General features: G+C 68.5%; 22 protein-coding genes. 12 read left to right on the forward strand and 10 right to left on the reverse strand.

Annotated elements, in window-relative coordinates; genetic code table 11:
* Nucleotides 1–142: 142 nt before the first annotated feature.
* Nucleotides 143–700, reverse strand: coding sequence for a nuclear transport factor 2 family protein (locus MUN33_RS06845; RefSeq protein WP_244804156.1), 558 nt, complete (start codon nucleotides 698–700; stop codon nucleotides 143–145).
* Between the two features lie 37 nt (nucleotides 701–737).
* Nucleotides 738–1928, reverse strand: a complete 1191-nt coding sequence (locus tag MUN33_RS06850; RefSeq protein ID WP_244804157.1) for a flavin reductase family protein — start codon at nucleotides 1926–1928, stop codon at nucleotides 738–740.
* Between the two features lie 309 nt (nucleotides 1929–2237).
* On the opposite strand from MUN33_RS06850, the gene MUN33_RS06855 reads away from it, so the two are divergent.
* From MUN33_RS06855 to MUN33_RS06865, 3 genes are read left to right on the forward strand one after another with little or no spacing between them, the layout of a single operon-like run.
* Nucleotides 2238–3614 (forward strand): amidase, encoded by a 1377-nt coding sequence (locus tag MUN33_RS06855; protein ID WP_244804158.1) that lies wholly within the window; start codon nucleotides 2238–2240, stop codon nucleotides 3612–3614.
* Nucleotides 3608–3913: a hypothetical protein gene (locus tag MUN33_RS06860; RefSeq protein ID WP_244804159.1), complete on the forward strand. Its 306-nt coding sequence runs from the start codon at nucleotides 3608–3610 to the stop codon at nucleotides 3911–3913. Before MUN33_RS06855 ends, MUN33_RS06860 begins: the two co-directional genes overlap by 7 nt.
* A gap of 1 nt (nucleotide 3914) precedes the next feature.
* On the forward strand, nucleotides 3915–4547 hold the full coding sequence (locus tag MUN33_RS06865) for a response regulator transcription factor (RefSeq protein WP_244804160.1): 633 nt from the start codon (nucleotides 3915–3917) through the stop codon (nucleotides 4545–4547).
* Nucleotides 4548–4580: 33 nt separating this feature from the next.
* Here the strand turns inward: MUN33_RS06865 and MUN33_RS06870 are convergent, their stop codons facing one another.
* From MUN33_RS06870 to MUN33_RS06895, 6 genes are read right to left on the reverse strand one after another with little or no spacing between them, the layout of a single operon-like run.
* Nucleotides 4581–5531 (reverse strand): PDR/VanB family oxidoreductase, encoded by a 951-nt coding sequence (locus MUN33_RS06870; protein WP_244804161.1) that lies wholly within the window; start codon nucleotides 5529–5531, stop codon nucleotides 4581–4583.
* Between the two features lie 34 nt (nucleotides 5532–5565).
* Nucleotides 5566–6336 (reverse strand): SDR family NAD(P)-dependent oxidoreductase, encoded by a 771-nt coding sequence (locus MUN33_RS06875; protein WP_244804162.1) that lies wholly within the window; start codon nucleotides 6334–6336, stop codon nucleotides 5566–5568.
* A gap of 13 nt (nucleotides 6337–6349) precedes the next feature.
* The gene (locus MUN33_RS06880) at nucleotides 6350–6889 is read right to left on the reverse strand and encodes an aromatic-ring-hydroxylating dioxygenase subunit beta (protein ID WP_244804163.1); all 540 of its coding nucleotides are present in this window, start codon (nucleotides 6887–6889) and stop codon (nucleotides 6350–6352) included.
* Entirely contained in the window at nucleotides 6876–8162 is a 1287-nt protein-coding gene (locus MUN33_RS06885; protein WP_244804164.1) for an aromatic ring-hydroxylating oxygenase subunit alpha, read from the reverse strand. Before MUN33_RS06885 ends, MUN33_RS06880 begins: the two co-directional genes overlap by 14 nt.
* 26 nt (nucleotides 8163–8188) lie before the next feature.
* Nucleotides 8189–8563 (reverse strand): hypothetical protein, encoded by a 375-nt coding sequence (locus MUN33_RS06890; protein WP_244804165.1) that lies wholly within the window; start codon nucleotides 8561–8563, stop codon nucleotides 8189–8191.
* 35 nt (nucleotides 8564–8598) lie between these two features.
* Nucleotides 8599–9771: an acyl-CoA dehydrogenase family protein gene (locus MUN33_RS06895; RefSeq protein ID WP_244804166.1), complete on the reverse strand. Its 1173-nt coding sequence runs from the start codon at nucleotides 9769–9771 to the stop codon at nucleotides 8599–8601.
* Nucleotides 9772–9941: 170 nt separating this feature from the next.
* Here MUN33_RS06895 and MUN33_RS06900 point away from each other — a divergent pair, with 170 nt between their 5' ends.
* The 8 genes from MUN33_RS06900 to MUN33_RS06935 all read left to right on the forward strand — a co-directional run bounded on the left by MUN33_RS06900 (nucleotide 9942) and on the right by MUN33_RS06935 (nucleotide 18401).
* Nucleotides 9942–11513, forward strand: coding sequence for a PAS domain-containing sensor histidine kinase (locus tag MUN33_RS06900; RefSeq protein ID WP_244804167.1), 1572 nt, complete (start codon nucleotides 9942–9944; stop codon nucleotides 11511–11513).
* Between the two features lie 171 nt (nucleotides 11514–11684).
* Nucleotides 11685–12866, forward strand: a complete 1182-nt coding sequence (locus MUN33_RS06905) for a maleylacetate reductase (protein ID WP_244804168.1) — start codon at nucleotides 11685–11687, stop codon at nucleotides 12864–12866.
* A 7-nt stretch (nucleotides 12867–12873) separates the two neighbouring features.
* Nucleotides 12874–13800, forward strand: a complete 927-nt coding sequence (locus tag MUN33_RS06910; protein WP_244804169.1) for a dioxygenase family protein — start codon at nucleotides 12874–12876, stop codon at nucleotides 13798–13800.
* A gap of 368 nt (nucleotides 13801–14168) precedes the next feature.
* The gene (catA, locus tag MUN33_RS06915; protein WP_244804170.1) at nucleotides 14169–15044 is read left to right on the forward strand and encodes a catechol 1,2-dioxygenase; all 876 of its coding nucleotides are present in this window, start codon (nucleotides 14169–14171) and stop codon (nucleotides 15042–15044) included.
* A gap of 4 nt (nucleotides 15045–15048) precedes the next feature.
* Nucleotides 15049–16173 (forward strand): muconate/chloromuconate family cycloisomerase, encoded by a 1125-nt coding sequence (locus MUN33_RS06920; RefSeq protein ID WP_244804171.1) that lies wholly within the window; start codon nucleotides 15049–15051, stop codon nucleotides 16171–16173.
* A 44-nt stretch (nucleotides 16174–16217) separates the two neighbouring features.
* The gene (catC, locus tag MUN33_RS06925; protein ID WP_244804172.1) at nucleotides 16218–16520 is read left to right on the forward strand and encodes a muconolactone Delta-isomerase; all 303 of its coding nucleotides are present in this window, start codon (nucleotides 16218–16220) and stop codon (nucleotides 16518–16520) included.
* Nucleotides 16517–17665 (forward strand): magnesium chelatase ATPase subunit I, encoded by a 1149-nt coding sequence (locus MUN33_RS06930; protein ID WP_244804173.1) that lies wholly within the window; start codon nucleotides 16517–16519, stop codon nucleotides 17663–17665. The genes catC and MUN33_RS06930 overlap by 4 nt, the downstream gene beginning before the upstream one ends.
* Nucleotides 17666–17726: 61 nt before the next feature.
* Nucleotides 17727–18401, forward strand: coding sequence for a vWA domain-containing protein (locus MUN33_RS06935; protein ID WP_244804174.1), 675 nt, complete (start codon nucleotides 17727–17729; stop codon nucleotides 18399–18401).
* 25 nt (nucleotides 18402–18426) lie between these two features.
* Here MUN33_RS06935 and MUN33_RS06940 read toward each other — a convergent pair whose 3' ends face one another.
* Complete coding sequence (locus MUN33_RS06940) at nucleotides 18427–19863, reverse strand: aldehyde dehydrogenase family protein (RefSeq protein ID WP_244804175.1); 1437 nt, start codon at nucleotides 19861–19863, stop codon at nucleotides 18427–18429.
* A gap of 214 nt (nucleotides 19864–20077) precedes the next feature.
* Here MUN33_RS06940 and MUN33_RS14220 point away from each other — a divergent pair, with 214 nt between their 5' ends.
* Nucleotides 20078–21073, forward strand: coding sequence for an AraC-like ligand-binding domain-containing protein (locus tag MUN33_RS14220; protein ID WP_244804176.1), 996 nt, complete (start codon nucleotides 20078–20080; stop codon nucleotides 21071–21073).
* 12 nt (nucleotides 21074–21085) lie between these two features.
* Here the strand turns inward: MUN33_RS14220 and MUN33_RS06950 are convergent, their stop codons facing one another.
* Complete coding sequence (locus tag MUN33_RS06950; RefSeq protein ID WP_244804177.1) at nucleotides 21086–22393, reverse strand: flavin monoamine oxidase family protein; 1308 nt, start codon at nucleotides 22391–22393, stop codon at nucleotides 21086–21088.
* Between the last annotated feature and the right edge of the window lie 30 nt (nucleotides 22394–22423).

Below are 22423 nucleotides of genomic sequence, written 5' to 3' on the forward strand. Positions count from 1 at the left end.
AATTGGCCGCGACGATGATTCCGTGCGGTTTATGATATGGATCACGTCGGGTGTCGCGGAATAAGAATTTTCCTTACCTGAACATGCCGACGGCGGCCGGCATTGGCCGACCGCCTGGGTTTCAGTGAATCGCGTGTCCTACTTACGAGAAGAGCACGGACTGGGTGGGGTAACTCGTCGCGAAATTATCGGGCAGATCGGAGATGAACACATTCTCCGTCCGTGTTCGGGTCACCTTCCACACGCCGTTCTCTTTCCGGAACGCATTGTTCAGTCGACTGGACCGCAGCAGGGCGTGGCCGTCGGAGAACAGCCACGGCTGCATGTGGATCCAGGTGCCTTCCGCCTCGTCTCCGTCGACGGTGATCTGTTCGGAGGTCAGGTAGTGGGCGTTGAGGATCAGCTTCGGGTCCTGGTCTTCCGGCCAGAACCGGTTGAAGTGGGCTCGGATCGCATCCTTGCCTTCGGCGCGGCCGAACTGACCGGTGTAGTATTCGCCGACGCCTTCCCAGACGGCGTCGTCGGTGTAGAGCTCGAGGACGAGCTCGATGCGTTCCTGGTCGCTGACCGGGGGGTGGACGGGGCACGGGGTGTCGCACAGCATCATGTACCGTGCCTGGACCTTGCGGATGGCGGCCTCCGCCTCCAGGGTCTCGATCCGCGCCGCGAGTTGTTCGATGGTGGGGGTGCTGTCGGTCATGGGTGATGCTCCTGGTTCAAGGGGATAGGGGGCTGGGTCAGTCTGCTTCGATGGTGTGGACGACGTTCTCGGCCTGGCCGATCCACCGGTTCACGGTCTCGCCGTCGACGTCCTGGGGCAGCTGGGCCAGGCGGAGGGTCATGGTGTGCTCGCCGGCCGGGTCGCGGACCGGGAAGACGATCGATCCGATGGTGTACCGCTGGTCGGCGGTGATCTCCCGCTGGGTGTAGTCGACCGTGGTGCTCCCGATCAGTTCCCGGATCGTCTTCTCGGCGAAGGGGGTCAGCGGTGCGTTGAGGTACTCGTTGGTCGCCTCGATCATCTGCTGGTACGCTGCGCCTCCGTCATCGGGCAGGTGGGCGATCAGGTGACCGGTGTCGCGGAGCATCTCGAGTCGACGGCAGTGGGACTGCCTGACCTCGTCGGGAACCTCGCCGGACGAGGTCCCGATCTTCGCCAGCCAGCGGTCCCGGACGTCGTCGGGTTTGTCGAACATGTAGGTGTCGCCGATGGGTGGGACGATCGGGACACGGCTGGCGAACCGGTGTTCCTGTGAGACATCCGGTCCCAGCGCGGAGTACACCGTGGCAAACTCGTCCTCGCTCAGTGCAGCGTAGACGATGACCTCGCAACCGATGGAGTCGGCGAGGTCCTCGAGTTCGGCGCTGGCGCCGTGGGCGGCGTGGATGGCGGGGAGGGAGTCGTGCCGCAGCCTGCCGAGCAGCGACGACCCGACGAAGCTGCCGTAGCCGCCCTGGAAGAACAGCAGCGGGGGAACGGGGTTGGTGACCTCCAGGTCGTGGACCCGGCACAGCACGATCCAGTGGTCCCCGGCCTCCACGGTGTCGGCGATCGTGGTGTCGATCCAGGCGATGGAGTTTTTCAGCACCGGGTCGCCGGCGGGGGACGGGTACCAGTCGATGCCGTCCAGTTTATTCTGCCACCGTTGGGCGATGGACAGCATCTCCGATTCCTGCTCGCCGCCGAATATGTTGATGCACAGTGAGTCGCATTCCTGCATTTTCCGGAACGTCGACGACGATTTCATCGGCATGAAGGACACCAGTGGTGGATCGAGGGACACCGAGGAGAATGTGCCGACGACCATCGCCAGCAATTCTCCGTCGGGCGCCCGTCCGGTGACCAGTGCGACACCGGTCGGGTAGTGGCCCATCGCATTCCGGAAAGTGCGGGGGTCGAATTGCCTGGAGACGAGATCGTTGTCCATGTCGCTGACTCCTTTGTCGGTTACGTCACCAACCTAAAATCGGTGTGACTTACGGCGCTACAGGGGAAACCTTTAGGGGATCGACGACAGGCGTTGCTTTTGGCGGGAGTCGGCGGAGGATGTCGCTGACTGGGTATCGCCGCCCTCCGGCATCGGGGGAACCTTTACCTTGCGAAAGTAGGGGGATGGTGAGGTGCTGTAATAGTCTGGTCCTCAAAAGGTCCTGGGTGACCGCAGTCACAGTGGTCACAGGATGTATCCGGAGCAACAACGGACACCCCCACGGATCTTCACAGGGAAGGAACCGACATGACGCTTGCACATCGCATTCGGTCGGTGGAGGACCAGGTCGCCGCCGTCCGGGACGGATTCGTCTCCGCCCGTGACGTCGCCGAGCACCACCGTCGCGAGATCACGCGGTATGAACCACGGCTGAAAGCCTGGGTCGAGCTCACCGACCTCGACCCCGGGGAGAACGACACGGCGGACGCGGCAGACATCGTCCCCGCGGACGGGCCGTTGGCGGGCCTGTCTGTCGGGGTGAAGGACATCATCGACGTCCGCGGCCTGCCGAGCAGGTGCGGCACACCGACGACCGACCCGACGCCGAAGGACCGCGACGCCGACTGTGTCGCCCGGCTACGCGAACTCGGTGCCGTGATCCAGGGGAAGACCGTGACGACGGAGTACGGCTACTTCTCGCCGGGTCCCACCAGCAACCCCTTCGACGCCCGCGCGACCCCGGGAGGCTCGTCGAGCGGGTCCGCCGCCGCGGTGGGCGCGGGAACGGTCCCGTTCGCGTTGGGGACGCAGACCGCGGGGTCGTTGACCCGTCCCGCGTCCTTCTGTGGTGCGGCCGGGCTGGTGCTCACGCACGGGGCGACGTCGCTGGCGGGGGTCACCGGACTCAGCGGCTCCCTGGACTCCCTGGGATTCCTCGCCCAGACGGTGGAGGACCTCGCCTTCGTCCACCGGGCGTTCTTCGCGGACGGGCACGCTGACCGTGCCGAGGCTGCAGAGCAGCCGGACGCGCCGGACGCATCGGAACCGTCGGACCTGACGGTGTTCCTGTGGGAAGGCTCCGGCATGCTGAACCTGGAGGGCACCATGGTCAGGTTGTTGCGGACCTTGCCGCGCCTGTTCGAGTCGCTCGGTGCGCAGACGGCTCCCCTGCAGTGGGACGACCATATTCGCACCCTGGTCGACGACCACCGGACGGTCATGTCCTACGAGGCCGCCCACGGCATGGGCCGGGGTCTGGGTGACACCCGGGCCCTGCTGAGCGGGCAGTTCCGCCAGCTCCTCGACGACGGTGACGCCGTCGAGGAGCGGGACGTCACCGAGGCTCTGTTCCGGCGGGACGTGTCCCTGTCCTCGCTGAACCGGTGCCTCGGTGCCAACGGCCTCATCGTGGGGCCGGCGGCGAAGGGGCCGGCCCCCGACATGACCACAGGTACCGGCTCCCCGGAGCTCAGCCGGCCCTGGCAGCTGCTCGGACTCCCGGTCCTCACCGTCCCCGGTGCGAGGACCGTCACCGGCATGCCGTTGGGGATCCAGGTCATCGGACCGAAGGGGAGCGAGCCGACCCTGCTGCGCCTCGGCGCGGCACTGGAGCCGTTGCTCCGCGCCCTCCCGTCCTTCAGCGACACCGACGGCACACCCACTCTCAAGGAGATGAAATGGTAGCCACACACGACACCCTGATCCGTCCTCGTCCGGTCAACCACCACCGGATGTTCCTCACCTGTTACGGCGACAGGTTCACCTACGGGTGGCACCACGTCGACCTGTTCGTGCACGACGAGCTCGGGCGGGAGGTCAACTGGGTCCACTGGACCGTGGAGGCCGACGGGCCCGAGGCCGCGGACGAATCCGTCCGCCGGGAGGAGCCGGACCTGGTCCGGACGACACCGTGGACACACCACGTCAGCGACTTCGGCATGCACTACTGGACCGCGGAAGCGACCTGGGACGGACACGACTGACATGGACGCCGTGGAAAGCTCCGTGACCTCCCCGGTGGTCTACATCGTCGACGACGACCCCGGACTGTGCGACTCGGTCGCCTGGCTGCTGGACAGCGCGTGCATCGACAGCGTCATCTGCCACAGCGCCGCCGAGTTCCTCGGACGGTTCGACCGCGCCCGGCCGGCGTGCATCGTCCTCGACGTGCGGATGCCGGAGATGAGCGGCCCCCGGCTCCAGGAGAAGCTGGCGGACATCGCACCGTCCGTGTCGATCATCTTCGTCTCGGCGCACGGTGACATCCGGATGTCGGTGGACACCATCAAGGCCGGTGCGCAGGACTTCCTGGAGAAACCTTACGACCCCCAGAAACTGCTCGACGCAGTCCAGCTGGGGGTCGAGGACGCGGCGAAGAACTTCGCCCACCACATGAGCATGACCGACGTCGCGCGGAAGGTGGAGCTGCTCACACCGCGGGAGCGTGAGGTGCTTGCGATGGTGGTGGAGGGCCTGCCCAGCAAGTCGATCGGCCGGCGGCTCGGCATGAGCGTCAAGACCGTCGACGTCCACCGGACACGGATCAAGATGAAGACCGGTGCGGAGAGCATCGGCACCTTCGTCCGCGACATCCTGCGCTACGGCACCCCGGTGTGACACACCGGTGGCCGGTGCACCCCGGCCAGGGGCTCAGAAGTAGTCGAGCACCAGCCGGGGTGAACACGAGCGGGAGATGCAGACCGCCATCGTCTCGTTCGCCTCACGTTCGGCGGCGGTGAGCACGTTGTCCCGGTGGTCGGGGGTCCCTTCGAGGACCTCCATGATGCAGGTCCCGCAGATACCCTCCCGGCAGGAGGTGTCGATCTCGGCGCCGTTTTCGTTCAGGACGTCGACGATGCTGCGGTCCGCCGGGATCTCGTACTCCTCGCCCTCGAGCTCGACGACGAACGCGGTGTTCTCCGATTCATCGACCGGGTCACCGGCGTGGAAGTTCTCGAAGTGGATCTCGGAGTCGTCGAACCGGGCCGACACGATCCCGGTCACCTTCTCCATGAACCCCTGGGGGCCGCAGAGATAGACGTGGCTGCCGTCCGGGGCCGCGTCCCGGACCTTCTCCAGGATCGTGGTCTGTTCGTCCCGTCCGACCCCGAGATGGGCGTGGAGTTTCTCCGGGCACTTCTCCTGCAGCACCGGCAGGAAGGCGGCGTCCTCGGCGGACGACGCGAAGTAGTGCAGCTCGAAACTGATGTCGCGGACGTCCATGTACCGGGCCAGGCTGTGCATCGGGGTGATCCCGATACCGCCGGCGACCAGGATGTGGTGCGTGGCGGTCGGGTCCATGCCGATGAGGTTGCGGGGCTCGGAGATCTTCAGCCGGTCGCCGACCTGCAGGGTGTGCAGGGCCGCGGACCCGCCGCGGGAGTCGTCCTCCCGTTTCACGGCGACGACGTAGGCGTCGTCGCCGTCGGGCCGGCCACACAACGAGTACTGCCTGGTGATGGCGGTCGGACCCTCGACGTCGATGTGGGCGCCGGGGGTGTAGTGCCCGATCGGGGTACCGTCGGGCATGCTCAGGTAGATCGAGATGATGGTCGGTGTCTCGTGGACGATGTCGGCCACGACGACTTCCTTGAGTGCCATTGTCTTCCCCTCTCGTTGGTGGCGCGGTCGTGCGCTACCGCAGGTACAGTCCGCCGTTGATGTCCCAGCAGGCGCCGGTGACGAAGTAGGCGTCCGGGCCGGTCAGCAGGGACACGGTGGCCGCGATGAACTCCGGGCTGCCCAGTCGGCGCACCGGGATGGTTTCGACGACCTCGTCGAGCCGGCTGCCGACGGTGTCGTGGACGATCGAGACGTCGTGCGGACCCGGCGAGATCGCGTTGACGGTCACCCCGGACGCGGCGAACTCCTTGGCGAAGATCTTCGTGGTCGTCAGGATCGCGCCCTTCGACGCGGCGTAGTGCGCGCCGGTGGCCGTCCCGCCGTTCTGGCCGGCGAGGGACGCCTGGTTGACGATCCTGCCGTAGCCCTGCTCGGCCATCGCGGGGCCGAAGACCTGGCATCCGAAGAAGATACTGTTGACGTTGGTGGTCAGCACCTCGTCGAACTCGTCGGTGTCCAGGGTGAGGACGTCGGCGGCCCGGGTGACCGCGGCGTTGTTGACCAGCACCGACGGGGTGCCCCACTGGTCGGTGACCCGGTCGAGGGCGTTGGTGAACCCCTCTTTGCGCGAGACGTCGAGTTCCACGGCGATCGCCGTCGACCCGTCCGGGGACAGCTCGGCGGCGAGGCCGGCGGCCTTCTCCATGTTGCGGCCGGTGACGACCACCCGGTGCCCGTCGGCGTGGAGTCGGCGGGTGATGAAGCTCCCGAGACCACCGGCGGCACCGGTGACCACGGCGATACCCGGGTGACGCCCGTCTGTCTGTGAGGTGTGTTCGCTCATGGGGGTGACCTTTCTAGATCAGGAAGCCGGCGGCGCCGATGGCGTCCTGGCTGTCGATGAGGCGGGCGACCTTCTGCGAGATACGGTCGACACCGTTGTCGTCGAGTCGGATCCGGTGGGTGAGGTCGGCACCGAGGGTGCGCGTCTCCTGCCGTTTGTAGGCCGTGATGACCTGGGCCGACCGGAGCACCACCTCGGTGTCGGACACTTCCAGCACCTCGAAACGCGACACGGTGCGCACCGTCGACGCCGCCGCGACGGCGCTGGGGGAGAAGCCCTGGATGAGCCGCTCGACGCGCAGGCGGCGGAGCCGCGCATCGTCGTAGATCATGTTGAGCGAGTTCTCGAAGTCCTCGGTCTCCGGGTCGACCGGCACGACGTAGTAGCCGTCGTCGGTGAACAGGCGTTCCCAGGCAGGGTAGTCCTTGCGGTCCAGCAGCGCCGCCTCATGCCACACCAGCTCGATCGCACGCTGGACACGGGGGTCGGCCAGGAACGGGGAGGCCGGTCGTGCTGCCGTCTCTGTCGTTACTGCCGTCTCACTCGTCGTCATTGTTCATCATCCTCTTCCACATGTAGTAGGCCTCCCGCATCCCCGTCTCATCGGTGACGTGGGACGTCGGCCAGTTCTCGTCCTCGGTGGTGTATTCGCGACCGAGGCCGCGGTTGATCATGATCGGCATCCCGGGGTTGCCGCCGGCGCCGATCTGCACCCGGTCCCAGCCCTCGGAGTCGTCGGGGCTGCCGAAACCGAACGGCCCCTGGAAGTGCTCGTGGATACGCAGCCGCTCCCGGTTGACCGACTCGGGTCCGCCGTCCATGCCCAGCGCCATGTGCCAGATCTCGGTCTCGTCCACCGAGACCGGGATGAGCACCCGGAAGAACGCCGAGGACATCGCGATATTCGGGAACATGTTCAGGTTGAACCCGCAGCCGTGCATCGACCGCATGAAGCGACGGATCCGCTCCGGGCTCTCTCCGGCGGCCTCGAGCTCCTCGACGATGTGGTTGAACCGGGGCTGGATCTCCTCGGTCCCGTCGTCGACGTCGAGGTCCATATGGGCGGTCGCCATGATGCTGACACTGTGGCCGTTGCCCAGGGCGTGGGTCTCGGCGGCCGGGTCGTCCATGAACGACATCATGTCCGCGGTCTCGGAGTCGACGGACGCCATCCAGGACTTGTGGACCATGGGGAAGTGGTAGCCGTCGGTGGTGTTCTCCAACTGGATCTTCCAGTTGCCCTTGAACCGGAACTTGTGGACGCCGATGACCTTGCAGGGGTAGCCGTTGGTCTGTTTGAAGAAGCGCTCCATCCAGATCTTCGCGTCGCCGAGGTGCTCCTCGAGCGGCTCGATGTCGTCGTTGAAGGTCGCGAAGATCATGCCGAGGTAGCTCTCGGTACGCAGCTTCTGGAGGCCGAAGTCCTTCTTGTCGATCAGTCCCTCGTAGCCGTCGGGGTAGGGGATGCCACGCAGGCGCCCGTCGTGGGTGTAGGACCAGTTGTGGTACGGGCAGGTGAAACCGTTCGCCTTGCCGCTGCGCTGGTCACAGACCGTGGCGCCGCGGTGACGGCACCGGTTGAGCAGCGTGTTGAAGTTACCCTTGCGGTCGCGGTTGACGATGACCGGCTGGTCACCGACCCAGGTCGTCTTGAACGACCCGGACTCGGGGATCTCGCTCTCGTGCGCGACCCACACCCAGGTGCGGTAGAAGATCCGCTTCATCTCCTCGCGGAAGATCTCGGGGTCGGTGTAGAGACGTCCGGCGACGCGGTCGTCCTCCACCAGGTCGGCGAAGTTGGTGCGGTTGTCGGTGGGGATGGTCATGGGGAAGGCTCCTCGTGTGCGGTGGATCAGAGTGCGACGTCGTCGCGGATGGTCAGTTCCCTTCCCATCCGGGCCTCGATGGTGAAGTAGCGCCACAGGGCGTGCTCCTCGACCCGGATGGTGCGCAGCAGGTTGCACGCCTCCTTCACCGTCGGCTGGTCGCGGACGTCGGCCAGGACGTAGAACGTCCAGGGCCAGCCTGTGGACGGGCCGACCATGTGGGCGTCGTCGTCGAACGTGCCGATGATGTCGACCCCGTCCATGTCACGGAGCTGGGTGAGGAAGCTCTGGGTGGCGATCCAGACCTTGCCGATGTCGTCTTTCGGCAGGTCGAAGAAGTTCTGGTTGTTCCCGACACAGAACAGGGTGCGCAGCGGGGTGGCGGAGGGTGAGTCTGACATGGGGGTTCCTTGGTGGTTCGGGTGTTCGGTGGGGGTCAGGGGAAGCTCGGGATTCCGGCGTCGAGGCCGAGCAGCAGGGCGCCGCCGGCTTCGAAGGTGTTCTCCTGGAGCATCGCGTGCTGGGCTGGGACCAGGCCGTCCTGCAGGAACCGTTGGAGCGGGTGACCGTTGAAGATTGCACCGGTCCCGGCGAGGTCGAAGGCCGCCAGCACGACCTGTCGGCCGGCCTGTGCCGCGTGGGAGGCCGCGATCCGCAGCAGGGCGCGGTCCTCGACGGTGATCTCCTCGCCGGCGACGGCTTTCGCCCAGACGTCGTCGGTGGTCTCGTAGAAGAAGGCGCGGGCCGACCGGAGCTCTGCCTCGGCGTGGGCGAGCCCCAGCTTGTAGACCGGCCGGTTGCCCTTGGCCGTGCCACCGGTGACCGACGTCGACGCCGCCCCGTGCTCGCGGATGTGGTCGAGTGCCCCGCGTCCGGCGCCCAACGCGGTGACGGCAAGGACCTGGGCGGCGTAGGCCAGCGCGGGGTACCGGGTCAGCGGTTCGTCCACGGTGGGGGTCCCGCCCCGGACGAAGGTGAGCTCGTCGGGGATGAACAGGTCCTTCACCTGCACATTGTGCGAGCCGGTGGACTTCATCCCCGCCACGTCCCAGTTCTCGACGATCTCCACGTCGTCCGGGTGGACCAGGGCCGTCAGCGGGCGTCCCTCGGTCTCCGGGCCACCCCGGAGTCCGATCCCCAGGATGTCGGCGCCGCGACAACCCGAGGCGAAGAACCAGGTGCCGGAGGCGATCCAGCCACCGTCGACGCGTCGTGCCTCGATCATCGGGAACATCCCGCCGGCGAAGACGACGTCCACGCTCTTTCCGTAGAGCGTGCGCTGGGTGTCTTCGGGAAGGGCCGAGAAGTACGTCAGTGCTGAACCGAAGCTGGCGACCCAGCCGGTGGACGGGTCGATCGCCGAGATCTCCTCGATCCGGCGCATGAAGTCCGACGGTGCCTGCGGTTCGCCCCCGAAGGTGGCCGGCGTGGACGCACGGTAGATCCCCGCCTTGACCAGCAGGTCCACGTAGTCCTTCGGGACGTGGCCGAGCCGGGTGAACTCGTCGCGCCGGTCCCGGAGGACCGCCAGCGCGTGAGCGAACGCGGCGTCACGGGCCGGCCCGGCAGGTTCCGCCTGTGTGGTGAATTCGACGTCGTCGAGTAGCACGTATCCTCCAGGTTTTCAGGTGTCGTCGGTGGATTATTCCTCTCCGACGTTATGGTTCCGGCGCGTCGGCGACTATTGGGGAAACCCCCGGGCACAGCTACAGGAATCCTTATTCACCGGTGCTGCAATCCCTCTTCCAGCGGTTTTCCCAGGCGCCTATAGTGGGGTCCATGGATTTCGGCGCAGAAAGTTTCCGGGTGCTGGCGGATAATTCGTCGAATGGCTGGTTGGTCCACGACGCAAAGTCGAAGCGCATCCTCTGGGCGAACCGGACGGCGTGCGAGACGTTCGGCTACACCGTCGAGGAGCTGCGGTCCCTCAAGGCGCACCACATGAGCTCCCGGGACCCGAGGTACCGGCGGGCGATGGGGACGGCGTGGTTGCAGGCGGCGGTGGTCTACGGGGGCAACAAGCGGTTGTGGCGCTACGCCAGCAGGGACGGCAGTGAGTTCATGGCGGACGCGATCGCCACCCTGGTGACCCTTCCCGCCGCCGCGGTCACCGACGGCCCCGAGGGATCTGGCGGCCCTGAGGGATCTGACGGCTCTGACGGAGCTACCGCCGGTGACCAGGGCATCGACGTCATCCTGGTGGAGTTCCGGGTGCTCCGGGAGGCGGAGGTGGTCCCGGATTCGAGCAAGTGGGTGGAGGACTCCCTCGACCGCCTGATGCTGCACACCTCCTCGGGCATGATGCTGCTGGACCGCGACTACCGGGTCGAGGACGTGTCCCCGTTCGCGGCGAAGCTGGTCGGGTCCTCGGTGGAGGACATGCTGGGGGTCCGACTCGACGAACTCGCCGAGATCGACACCCCGCTCGACGACATGATCGTGTTGTCGGAGATGAGCAAGCCCGACGGTGCGCTGACCGTCCGTATGAAGGTCTCCAGCGAGAGTGGGGAGGTGCGGTGGCTGGCGGGGAACCTGGACAACGTCATCCTCGATGACGGGTGTGTCCGCGTGCTCACGGTGCGGGACATCTCGAACAAGGTCGAGTGGGAGCGCCGCAACGCCTACCAGGAGCAGAACCTGCAGTACATGAGCCGCTACAACGCTATGGGGGACATGGCGATGATCCTGGCCCACGACCTGGGGCAGCCGATCGCGGCGGCCACGAACTACCTGGACGGGGTACGGCGGCGCCTGGTGCACGACGGTGGCGGGAACCCCTCCCTGACGTACGGTCTGGACCAGGCGGGTACCCAGCTGGAGCGGGTGGCCGACATCGTCTCGTCGGTGAAGAAGTACGTCCGGCGGATCGAGAACATCAGCACCTCCGTCGACCTCAACGACGCGCTCGAGGAGAGCCTCTACTTCGTCCGGCTACGGGCCGAGGACAAGGGCGTCGAGGTGATCTCCGACCTGTGCCGGGAACCCCTGGTGATCGTGGGGGAGAGCGTGCTCATTGGCCAGGTGATCATCAACATCTGCGTCAACGCCATCGACGAGGTCAGCCTGCCCGCCACCGAGGAGAAGTACATGGAGGTGTCGACCGAACGTACCGGGAACACTGCCTCTGTCCTGGTCCGCGACCGGGGGAGGGGCATGACGCGGGTGCCCGCCGACATGCTCGCCGCCGGGGCGTTCTCGTCGAAGAGCGACGGGTCGGGTATCGGCCTGGTGATCTGCGAGCACATCGTCCAGCGCCACGGCGGCACCATCACCTATGAACCCAACGAGCCGCGCGGCACCACCGTGCGGATCAGCTTCCCCCTGGACAAACCGCGACTGGACAAACCGTGACCGGACAAACCGTGACCTGACCACCACGGTCGGCGCCCCGCATCCGGGGGTGGGGATTGCCCCGACCCGGCTAAGGGAGGACCACGGTGGCGTTGCCACGGGCCCGCCCGCAGGTCACAGTGGAGACAGTCGGACGGCAGCACCGTCCCCCGAGCGCAAGGAGAGCGTGAGATGACGGAGACAGACCGGACGTCAGACCGGGCACAGCAGCAGACGGGCCGGGACGGCGGCGGCCCCGGGGGAGAGGCGCTCTCCTTCACCCATGTCACCGCCGGCCAGCGGGTGCTGTTCGGCTCGGGGAGCGCGGCGGCGCACCTGGCCGCCGAGGTGGACCGACTGGGCGCGCGCTCGGTGATGGTCATCGCCTCGGAACGGGAACGTGCACTGGCCGGGGAGGTCACCGCTCAGGTGGAGGTCGCGCTGTGGCACACCGACGTGGTCATGCACGTCCCGGTGGAGACCGCGGCCGCGGCACGGGAGGCGGCGCAGGCCGCGGGGATCGACCTGGTGGTGTGCGTCGGAGGTGGGTCGACCACCGGACTCGCCAAGGCCGTCGCATTGACCGGACGCCAGCCGATCGTGGCGGTACCCACCACCTACGCCGGCTCCGAGGCCACCAACGTCTGGGGGCTCACCGAGGACGGCCGCAAGACCACGGGAGTGGACGACGCCGTCCTGCCGGTGAGCGTGATCTACGACGCCAGCCTCACGGTGACTCTGCCCGTGGAGATGTCCGTGGCCTCCGGTCTCAACGGGCTCGCCCACTGCGTGGACTCGCTGTGGGCGCCACGGGCCGACCCGATCAACGCGGCGATGGCCGCCGAGGGGATCCGTGCCCTGAGTGAGGGGCTGCCCCTGATCGTCGACGACCCGCGCAGTACCGCCGGCCGCGACCTCGCGCTCTACGGCGCCTACCTCTCGGCGGTGGCGTTCTCGTCGGCGGGCTCCGGCCTGCACCACAAGATCTGCCACGTCCTGGGCGGGACGTTCGATCTTCCGCACGCCCAGACGCACGCCATCGTCCTGCCGTACGTGCTCGCCTTCAACGGGCCCGCGGCTCCGGCCGCCGAGGCCCGCGCGGCGCAGGCGTTCGGTGCCGCCACCGCGCTGTCCGGCCTCGACCGGCTCCGTGACCGGGTGGGGGCGCCGCGCCGGCTCGCCGACCTCGGGTTCACCGCCGCGGACATCCCTGTCGCGGTGGACATCGTCCTGCAGAACATCCCGGCCGGCAATCCACGGACCGTCACCGTAGAGGGGCTCACCGCCCTGCTGCACGCCGCGCTCGACGGCTCCGACCCCGCAGACACCAGCACCATCACCACCACCACCACCGACTTACGCACCGAGGAGTGACCCCGGCATGACGACCCCGACCCACGCGACCCCAGAGCACGGCGACCGGCAGACCGCGGTGGAGGAGGACCTGCTCCAGCGGGTCCTGGACTCCTTCTCCGGATGCGACGACCCCCGGCTCAGGGAGATCATGGAGGCTGTCGTCCGGCACCTCCACGGCCTGATCCGGGAGGTCCGGCTCACCGAGGACGAATGGCGCCACGCCATCGACTTCCTGACCCAGGTCGGCCACATCACCGACGACACCCGGCAGGAGTTCATCCTGCTGTCCGACACACTCGGTGCGTCGATGCAGACGATCGCCGTGAACAACGAGGCCTACCGCAACGCCACCGAGGCCACCGTGTTCGGCCCGTTCTTCGTCGACGACGCCCCGGCGATCCCGCTGGGCGGTGACATCGCCGCCGGCGCCCAGGGCGAGCCCGCCTGGATCGAGGGGACGGTCACCGACACCGACGGGACCCCCGTCCCCGGGGCCCGTATCGAGGTGTGGGAGTGCGACGAGGAAGGCCTGTACGACGTGCAGTACGACGACGGCCGGACCGCCGCCCGGGCCCACCTGGTCAGCGACGAGCAGGGCCGTTACCGGTTCTGGGGGCTGACACCGGTGCCGTACCCCATTCCGCACGACGGGCCGGTCGGACGCATGCTCGACGCGGTGGGACGCTCCCCGGTACGCGCAGCCCACCTGCACTTCATGGTCACCGCGCCGGGGTTGCGCCGGTTGGTCACCCACATCTTCGTCGACGGTGACCCGCAGCTGGCGATCGGCGATTCGGTGTTCGGGGTGAAGGATTCCCTGGTGACCGCCTTCGAGCGACAGCCGGCCGGGACCGCGACGCCCGACGGCCGGGATCTCGGCGGGAAGGAATGGAGCAGGGCGCGGTTCGACATCGTCCTGGCCCCGGAGGATATCCCCGACACACACCACTGACTCACCACTGACTCACCACTGACTCACCCCTGACCCATTCACTGACGCGCCGCCGGCCCGTGCCGTGCGCGGTGGGGGCGGGACGGGGGCATGGGGAGGGGAGGAAACGGGGGTGGGGGAAGCTTTCCGGGCGTGAGGGATGTTCCTGGGGTTTTGTCGGGGAACGGACTTGGCGGGCACTCCAGGTGCCTCATGGGAAATCTGCTGTGACCTGGTAGTACGGCACTTTCGTCCTCGAGTGTTCGGCGTCCGACTGCCGGTGTCGTGACGTCCGGGCGGCTTTGACTACCGCTGTGTTCGGGACCACAGTGAAGGGTGTTCCACCACCGGGGCGCACGTCGTCCCAGAACCACCCTGAGGAGAGAGTCATGAGTACCGACACCACCACCGACACCACCGCCGCCGACGACAACCCGACCGCCCACGGGTCGGGTAACGCCGCGACCGACAAGTTCAAGCAGAACCGGGTCAGCTCCGACACCTCACGTGAACGGGCGAACGCCATCTACAAGGACCTGCTGGGTGCCATCGGCGAGGTCGCCCGTAAGCACGAGGTCACCTACGACGAGTACCGCGTGGTGAAGCAGTGGATGATCGACGTCGGCGAGTACGGCGAGTGGCCCCTGTGGCTGGACGTGTTCGTCGAGCACGAGATCGAGGAGATCAACTACAACCGCCACGCCTACACCGGCACCAAGGGGTCCATCGAAGGGCCGTACTACGTCCCGGACGCACCGGAACTGCCCGCGCGCTGCCAGATGCCGATGCGTGACAAGGACAAGGAGGCCACTCCGCTGATCTTCCAGGGCCAGGTCACCGACGTCGACGGCAACGGCCTCGGCGGTGCCCGCCTGGAGCTCTGGCACGCCGACGAGGACGGCTACTACTCCCAGTTCGCGCCGGACATCCCCGAGTGGAACCTCCGCGGCACCATCGTCTCCGACGAGGAGGGCCGCTACGAGATCACCACCCTGCAGCCGGCGCCGTACATGATCCCGCACGACGGCCCGACCGGCTGGTTCGTCGAGTCCTACGGTGGGCACCCGTGGCGTCCCGCCCACCTTCACCTGCGGGTGACCTACCCCGGCTACCGCGAGATCACCACCCAGCTGTACTTCAAGGGCGGCAAGTGGATCGAGAACGACGTCGCCACCGCCGTGAAGCCGGAACTGCTGCTCGACCCGCGGTCGGAGGACGGCCGCAACATCGTCGACTACAACTTCGCGCTGGACAAGGAGGACTGACCCGGTGGCGAGCGGGCTGACCATCGAACGGGTCGACACGAGGATCCTCGACGTACCGCTGATCCGGCCGCACGGGTTCGCGACGACGACCGCCACCGCACAGTCGGTCCTGCTGGTCAGCGTGACCACCGCCGACGGGGTGACCGGTTTCGGTGAGGGGGTCGTCCCCGGCGGCCCCTGGTGGGGAGGCGAATCCGTCGAGACGATGAAACCGCTCGTGGACCGCTACCTCGCCCCGGTGATGGTCGGCCGACGTGTCGACGAACTCGCCGGCATCCTCGCCGACATGGAGAAGGTCGTCGCCAACGCCCGGTTCGCCAAGGCGGCGTGCGACGTCGCGATCCACGACGCGTGGGCGCGGACGCTCGGCATCCCGGTCCGCGACCTGCTCGGCGGCAGGTTCCGTGACAGCGTCGACGTCACCTGGGCCCTCGGGGTCCTGCCCGTGGACACCGCCGTCGCGGAGATCGAGGAACGTATCGCCTCCCACGGCCACCGCAGCTTCAAGCTGAAGATGGGCGCCGGCGACCCCGCCCGCGACGTCGACCGGCTCGTCGCCCTCGCCGGTGAGGTCGGGCACAAGGTGTCGCTGCGCATCGACGTCAACGCACGGTGGGACCGGATCACGGCCCTGCAGCAGCTGCCCCGGCTGGCGGAGGCGGGCTTCGACCTGTTCGAACAGCCCACCCCGGCGCATGACTTGGCCACGCTCCGCGAGATCACCCGGCGCACCGGCGTGCCGGTGATGGCCGACGAGTCGGTCTGCTCCCCGGCGGACGCGCTCGCGGTGGTCCGCGCCGAGGCCGCCGACGTCATCGCCCTGAAGACCACGAAACTCGGGGGACTGCGCGAGTCACTGAAGACCGCCGCGGTCGCCGAGGCAGCCGGGCTGGCCTGCCACGGCGCCACCAGTCTGGAGGGGCCGTTCGGCACCGCGGCGTCGCTGCACTTTGCCTGCGCGGTCCCGGCGGTCAGCTGGGGCACCGAACTGTTCGGGCCGATGCTGCTGCGTGAGTCGTACACCACCACCGACCTCGTCTACGCCGACGGGCAGGTCACCCTCCCCGAGGGCCCAGGACTCGGCCTCGACGCGGACTGGGACGCCGTGGAGCGTTTCACCCGGGCCTGACCGTAGACAACCACCACATCCCGAAACCACCAGGAGACAAGACCATGGCACTGTTCCTCGTCCGCATGGACGTCGCGATCCCGCACGACCTCGACCCGGCCGTCGCCGCCGAGACCATCGCGCGGGAGAAGGAGTACTCCCAGAGACTCCAGCGCAGCGGCGAATGGCGGGACATCTGGCGGATCACCGGCGAGTACTCGAACTACTCCGTGTTCGACGTCGCCGACGCCGACGAGCTCCACGACATCCTGTGGAACCTCCCGCTGTTCCGGTACATGACCTGCACCGTCACCGCCCTGTCACGCCATCCGTCCGACATCTCCGCGGACCAGGGGGAGCAGCCGTGACCCGGCACGGCACCGACACCCCCGGCTTCCCCTTCTCGGCGGTCGTCGGACAGGACGACCTCCGGCTCGCCCTGATCCTCACGGCGATCTCGCCGCGCATCGGCGGTGTCGTCGTCCGTGGCGAGAAAGGGACGGCGAAGACCACCACCGTGCGGGCGTTCGCCTCGCTGCTCGGCGAGGCACCGCTGGTGAACCTCCCGGTCGGCGCCACCGAGGACCGTGTCGTCGGTTCACTGGACATGGAGACCGTCCTGACCACCGGACGTGCTGAGTACCGGCCCGGACTGCTCGCGCAGGCCGACGGTGGCGTGCTCTACGTCGACGAGGTCAACCTCCTCGCGGACCACCTGGTGGACTCGCTGCTCGACGCCGCGGCCACCGGCCGGGTCACCGTGGAGCGCGACGGCATCTCCCACAGTTCTCCGGCGAACTTCGTCCTGGTGGGCACGATGAACCCGGAGGAGGGCGAACTACGTCCCCAGCTCCTCGACCGGTTCGGCCTCGCCGTCGACGTCGCCGCGTCGACGCGGCCGGAGACCCGCGTGGAGATCGTCCGCCGTCGGCTCGCCTTCGAGGACGACCCGCACGCCATGGTCGGTGCGTGGGCGGAGCAGGACGCGCGGACCGCCGCGCGGATCGCCCGGGCCCGCGCCGGTGTCGGCTCGGTCACCCTCCCCGACGCGGTCCTCAACCAGGTCGCCTGGCTGTGCTCCCGCATCGACCTGGACGGTATGCGCGCCGACCTCGTGATCACCCGCGCCGCCATCGCGCACGCGGCCTGGCGGGGCGGCGACCGCGTCATTGACGAGGACGTCGACGTCGCGGCCCGGCTCGCCCTGCCGCACCGTCGTCGTCGGCAACCGTTCGAGGCGCCGGAGATGGAGGAACGCGAGGTCCGCGAGACACTCGAGGAGGCACGACGGTTCTTCGAGGACAACGACGACGGCGGCCCGGTGTCCGAGGCGGCCGACGACGACACGCAGCCCGGTGCGGAGGTCCTGGTGGACACCGAGAACCCCACCGACGACCAGGCGCAGCAGGGCAGCTCGCAGGCCCGTCCGCAGATGACCGGGAAGGCAGGTACCGCCGGCTCCGGCGAACCCTTTCGTCCCGCGGGCGGTACGGCTGCAGCGCACCGGGCATGAGGACGCCACCCCCGGGCGGCGGTCGCCCGCCTTCACCGCCCAGGGCTCCGATGTCCGGGCGGTGAGCGGCGGGCACGGCGTGAACCTCGTCGGCACCGTCATGGCAGCCGCCGACCGTGGAACCGGCGTCGTCGACGGCATGGTGGACCTCCACCCGTCGGACCTGCGCGGGTCACTGCGCCGTGGACGCGAGGCCAACCTCGTCGTCTTCGTCGTGGACACCTCGGGCTCGATGTCGGCCCGGTCCCGGGTCAGGGCCGTCACCGGCGCGGTGACGTCCATGCTCACCGACGCCTACCAGCGCCGGGACTCCGTCGCGGTGATCACCGTCAACGGCGGCCGGCCCACCCTGGTCCTGCCACCCACCCGCTCGGTGGACCTCGCTCGCCGGCGCCTGGACGACATGCCTGTCGGGGGACGCACCCCGCTGGCGGAGGGGCTGCTCATGGCCGTGGACGTCATGGAGCGGGAGCACCGGCGCGAGCCGGGGCGCCGTGCGATGCTGGTGGTGATGACCGACGGGGAGGACACCTCCGACGCCGGTGAGGCGGGCGTGGTCACCGCGGCGCGGCGGGTGGTGAAGGCCGGGCTGTCCGGCAACCTCGTCATCGACTGCGAGGGCCGGTTGAAGGTGCGCCGGGAACGGGCGTCCGCCCTGGCCGAACTGCTGGGCGGGCCGTGCGTCCGCCTGTCGGAGATGAACGCCGAGAACCTGTCCACGGCCCTGCGGTTGTGAGCCATGGCCGGGGCTGGCCGGGGATTCAGCCGTTGTACACCTTCGGCACGGCCACCGCCTTGAGCCCCTCGGCACCGAACTCGAGACCGTACCCGGACTGCTTGATCCCGCCGAAGGGGATCCGGGGGTCCGGCTTGGCGTGCCCGTTGATCCACACGGTCCCGGCGCGGACCCGACGGGCGACCTCCAGTGCCCGGTCGCGGTCGGCGGACCACACCGACGCGCCGAGCCCGACGTCGAGAGAATTCGCCAGGGCGACGGCTTCGTCGGCGTCGCGGACCCGGACGATCGGCAGCGCCGGGCCGAACTGTTCCTCGACGACCAGTGGGTTGTCGGAGGCGACGTCGGAGACGATCGTCGCGGGGTAGAAGTTCCCCGGGCCGCCGGCGGGGTCGCCACCGGTCAGGATCCGGGCGCCGGCGTCCCGGGCGGCGTCGACGAGGTCGGCGACGATGCGGAACTGCGCCGGGTTCTGCAACGGGCCGAGCACGTTGTCCTCGTCGGTGCCCGGCCCCATCGGGACCGCTGCGGCGATCTCGGCCAGGGCGGCGCAGAGGTCATCGTAGACGGCGTCGGTGGCGTAGACACGTTTGACGGCCGCGCAGGTCTGCCCGGTGTTGATGAACGCACCCCAGAAGAGGTCCTCGGCGATGGCCGCAGGGTCGCAGTCGTCCAGGATGATGGCGGGGTCGTTCCCGCCGAGCTCCAGCGTCAGCCTCTTGAGGGTGCCGGCACCGGCCGCCGCGATGGCGCGGCCGGTGGGGATGGAGCCAGTGAACATGATCTTGCCGATGCCGGGGTGTCCGCTCAGCCGGGCCCCGACGTCCCGTCCCCCTGACACGACGTGGAGCACCCCGTCCGGCAGTGCCTGGTTGAGGACGTGCACGAGCGACAGCACGCTGAGGGGGGTGTACTCCGAGGGCTTGACCACGGCGGTGTTGCCCATGCGCAGGGCGGCGGCGACCTGCCACACGGTGATCATCAACGGCCAGTTCCACGGGCCGATCGCGCCGACGACGCCGATGGGTTCATAGGCCAGTGTGGCGTGAGCCCCGGTGTCCCCGGTGTCCCCGCCATCCCCTGCGTTCCCCGGCTCGCTGACGAGGGTCTCGCCGGGTGTCTCGAAGCCGGCGGTGGCCCGCAGCCAGTCGCCGCACATGGCCACCTCCATCCGCGCATTCGGACCGTTGAGGGGTTTGCCGGTCTCCCGGGTCAGCAGCTGGGCGAGGTCCTCGGCATGGGCGTCGACGGCGTCGGCGGCGGCGCGCAGCAGCCGGGACCGTTCCTCGTGGCCGAGGGCCTCCCACCCGGGTTGGGCGGTGGTCGCCGCATCCACCGCACGGTCGAGGTCGTCGACGCCCTGCTCGGGGGCGTGACCGATCACCTCGCCGGTGGCGGGGTCCGGGATCGCCCTGCCGGAGGGGTCCGTCGCGTCGATCGCCGTCAGTAGGTCTGTGTACATGTCTATTCGCTCCTTGAACGGTGGGGTGCGGGCCGGGGCTGCTGACGGGGCTCCGGTGGGAATCCCGTGGTAGGGACGATTCTGCCGTGCCCGACGTATAGGGAATTGCTTTATTGCGCAGGGTTTTTGTTCTGGAGTGTGTGACGGACGCCATAGGCTTGGCGATATCCCGGACGACAGGACCGGATGCTTTTCCCTCGGGCAGGAGGACGACGTGACGACCAGTGTGGGGACGACCGTGGAGACCACCACGACCCATGATTTCGCGCAGTGGACGGAGGTGATCACCCGCACGTTCCGTGGCATACGGGTGAGCGGTCCGTCCGCGGATTTCACCGCGGAGGCCAGGCACGTGCACCTCGGTGACGTGGAGTTGTTCGACATGCACACCGGTCCCCACACCGTCGGGCACCCCGACGTCGGGGCGGTGGTGGCCGGTAGGCCGGCCGGGGGAGAGGGGCGTGGGGTGCCGATGTGCAAGCTCAGCCTGCAGATGGAGGGCAGCTGCCTGTTGTCGCAGGACTCCCGCTCCTGCGAGCTGCGGCCCGGGGACCTGGCGCTCTACACCGGCGAGCGGGCGTACTCCCTGGAGTTCCCGCAGCGGCAGCGCAGCCTCGTGGTCTTCTTCCCCCGCTCCTACATCCACCTGCGTGACGACGAGCTCGCGGCGATCACCGCGACGGCGGTCTCCGGGGACGTGGGCCTGGGGAAGGTGGCCGTCCCGCTGTTCCGGCAGCTCGCCGGGAACCTCGACGAACTACGAGGTACCCACGGGCAGTCGCTGATCCGCTCGTCCCTCGACGTCCTCGTCACCGTCCTGGCGGACCATGCACAACGGACCCGGCACGGGGACGGTCCGGCGGCGGGGGAGGTCGCCCAGTCCGAGGTGTTCCGGCGGGCGGTGGGTTACATCGACTCCCACCTGGCGGACCCGGACCTGTCCCCGGGCAGTGTGGCCCGTGAGCTCTACGTCTCGGTCCGCAGTCTGCACGCGCATTTCGCGGAGCAGCATCTCACGGTGGCGTCCTACATCCGGTCGCGGCGTCTCAGTGCGATCCACTCGGACCTCGCCGACCCCCAGCTCAGCGGGGAGACCGTGCAGTCGATCAGCGCACGGCACGGGCTCTTCGACGCCTCCCACGTGTCCAAGGCGTTCCGGTCCGAGTACGGGGAGTCCCCGCGGGCCTACCGGTCACGCCTGCACCGGTGACGGCCGGGCGGGTCAGGCCAGTTCCCGGATCACCGTGCGCGCGGTGGTCACACCCATCTCCAGGGCGCCGTCGACGCACACCCCGCGCCATCCGTTCGCCCAGTCCGAGCCGGCGAAGTGCAGGCGGGTCCCGGTGTCGCGGAAGTGGTGCCAGCTGTCGGTGAACTGGCCGGTGCGCGGGGTCGCCCAGGCCTGTCCGCTCCACCGGTCGGCGACCCAGTCGTGGCCCGTGCAGTCGATGACCTCCAGGTCGTCCCGCCATTGGTCGATGACCCGCTGGCCGCACGCGGGGTCGTCCAGGTCGAGCCGGTCATGGTAGGAGCCGAAGCCGACGATGATCGTGGCGTCGTCGGTGAACACCTCGGAGCGCAGCATGTTCACCGGGTAGGGCTGCGGGGCCATCCCCAGGATGCGGTGGTGGCCCTTGACCTTGATCCAGATCTTCGCACCGGTGGAGTTCCACTTCTCGGCCACGACCTTCGCCATGGGGGCGGGTAGCGGCGGGTCGAAGGAGACCGTACCCAGCGCACCGACGGGGACGGTGACCACCACCGCGTCGCAGGAGATCTCCTCGCCGCCGTCCAGGGTGACCACCGCACCGGTCGTCGTGTGGGCGATCCCGGTCACCGGGGTGGACAGGCGGACGGGTTTCTCCAGGTCGCCGGCGACGCCCTCGTAGAGGCCGCGCATCCCGTTGTCGAGCTTGAAGCCGAGGGTCTGTGCGTCGACCGCGGCCATGTTGTGGTCGCACAGGGCGGCCCACTGTTTGGCCATCAGCACCGACCCCTGCCGCGGTTCACCGATGAACCCGCCGGACCAGTAGGCGTCGGTGAGGTCGATCTCCTCCTGCGAGAAGTCGCCGTCGGCCAGTTCGTCGAACACGGTGCGCTGGTCCGCGGCGAGGAACTCCTCGCGCAGGGCGGGGTCGTCGAGGGCCGAGAGCTGGTTGTAGGGGTTCGGGAAGAACCTGCGGGACCCTTCGTAGACACGGTCCATGGCGCGTTCGCGGCGCCGGTCGAGTTCCTCCTCGGTGCCACGGTGCACGGTGCCGCCGCTGAGCCAGTAGGCGTCGTCGACGTCCGGGCTGGCGTAGATCCCCTGGTTGTAGCGGGTGATCTCCGCCCAGATGTGCGGCTGGTGCCAGTGCACCCAGGTGGCGCCGAGTTCGAGGGGCGCGCCCATCCGGTCGTCGGTCCAGGCGCGGCCACCGATGCGGTCCCGGGCCTCGACGACCTCGACGTCGATGCCGGCCGACTGCAGTTCCCGGGCGGCGACGAGTCCGGCGAATCCTGCTCCGACGACGACTACTTTCCTGCTCATGGTGTTCTCCTTGGTGGTGTTGTTGGGTGG

Origin of the sequence: Corynebacterium kalidii (assembly GCF_022869005.1) — a bacterium.
Classification (GTDB): Bacteria; Actinomycetota; Actinomycetes; order Mycobacteriales; family Mycobacteriaceae; genus Corynebacterium; species Corynebacterium kalidii.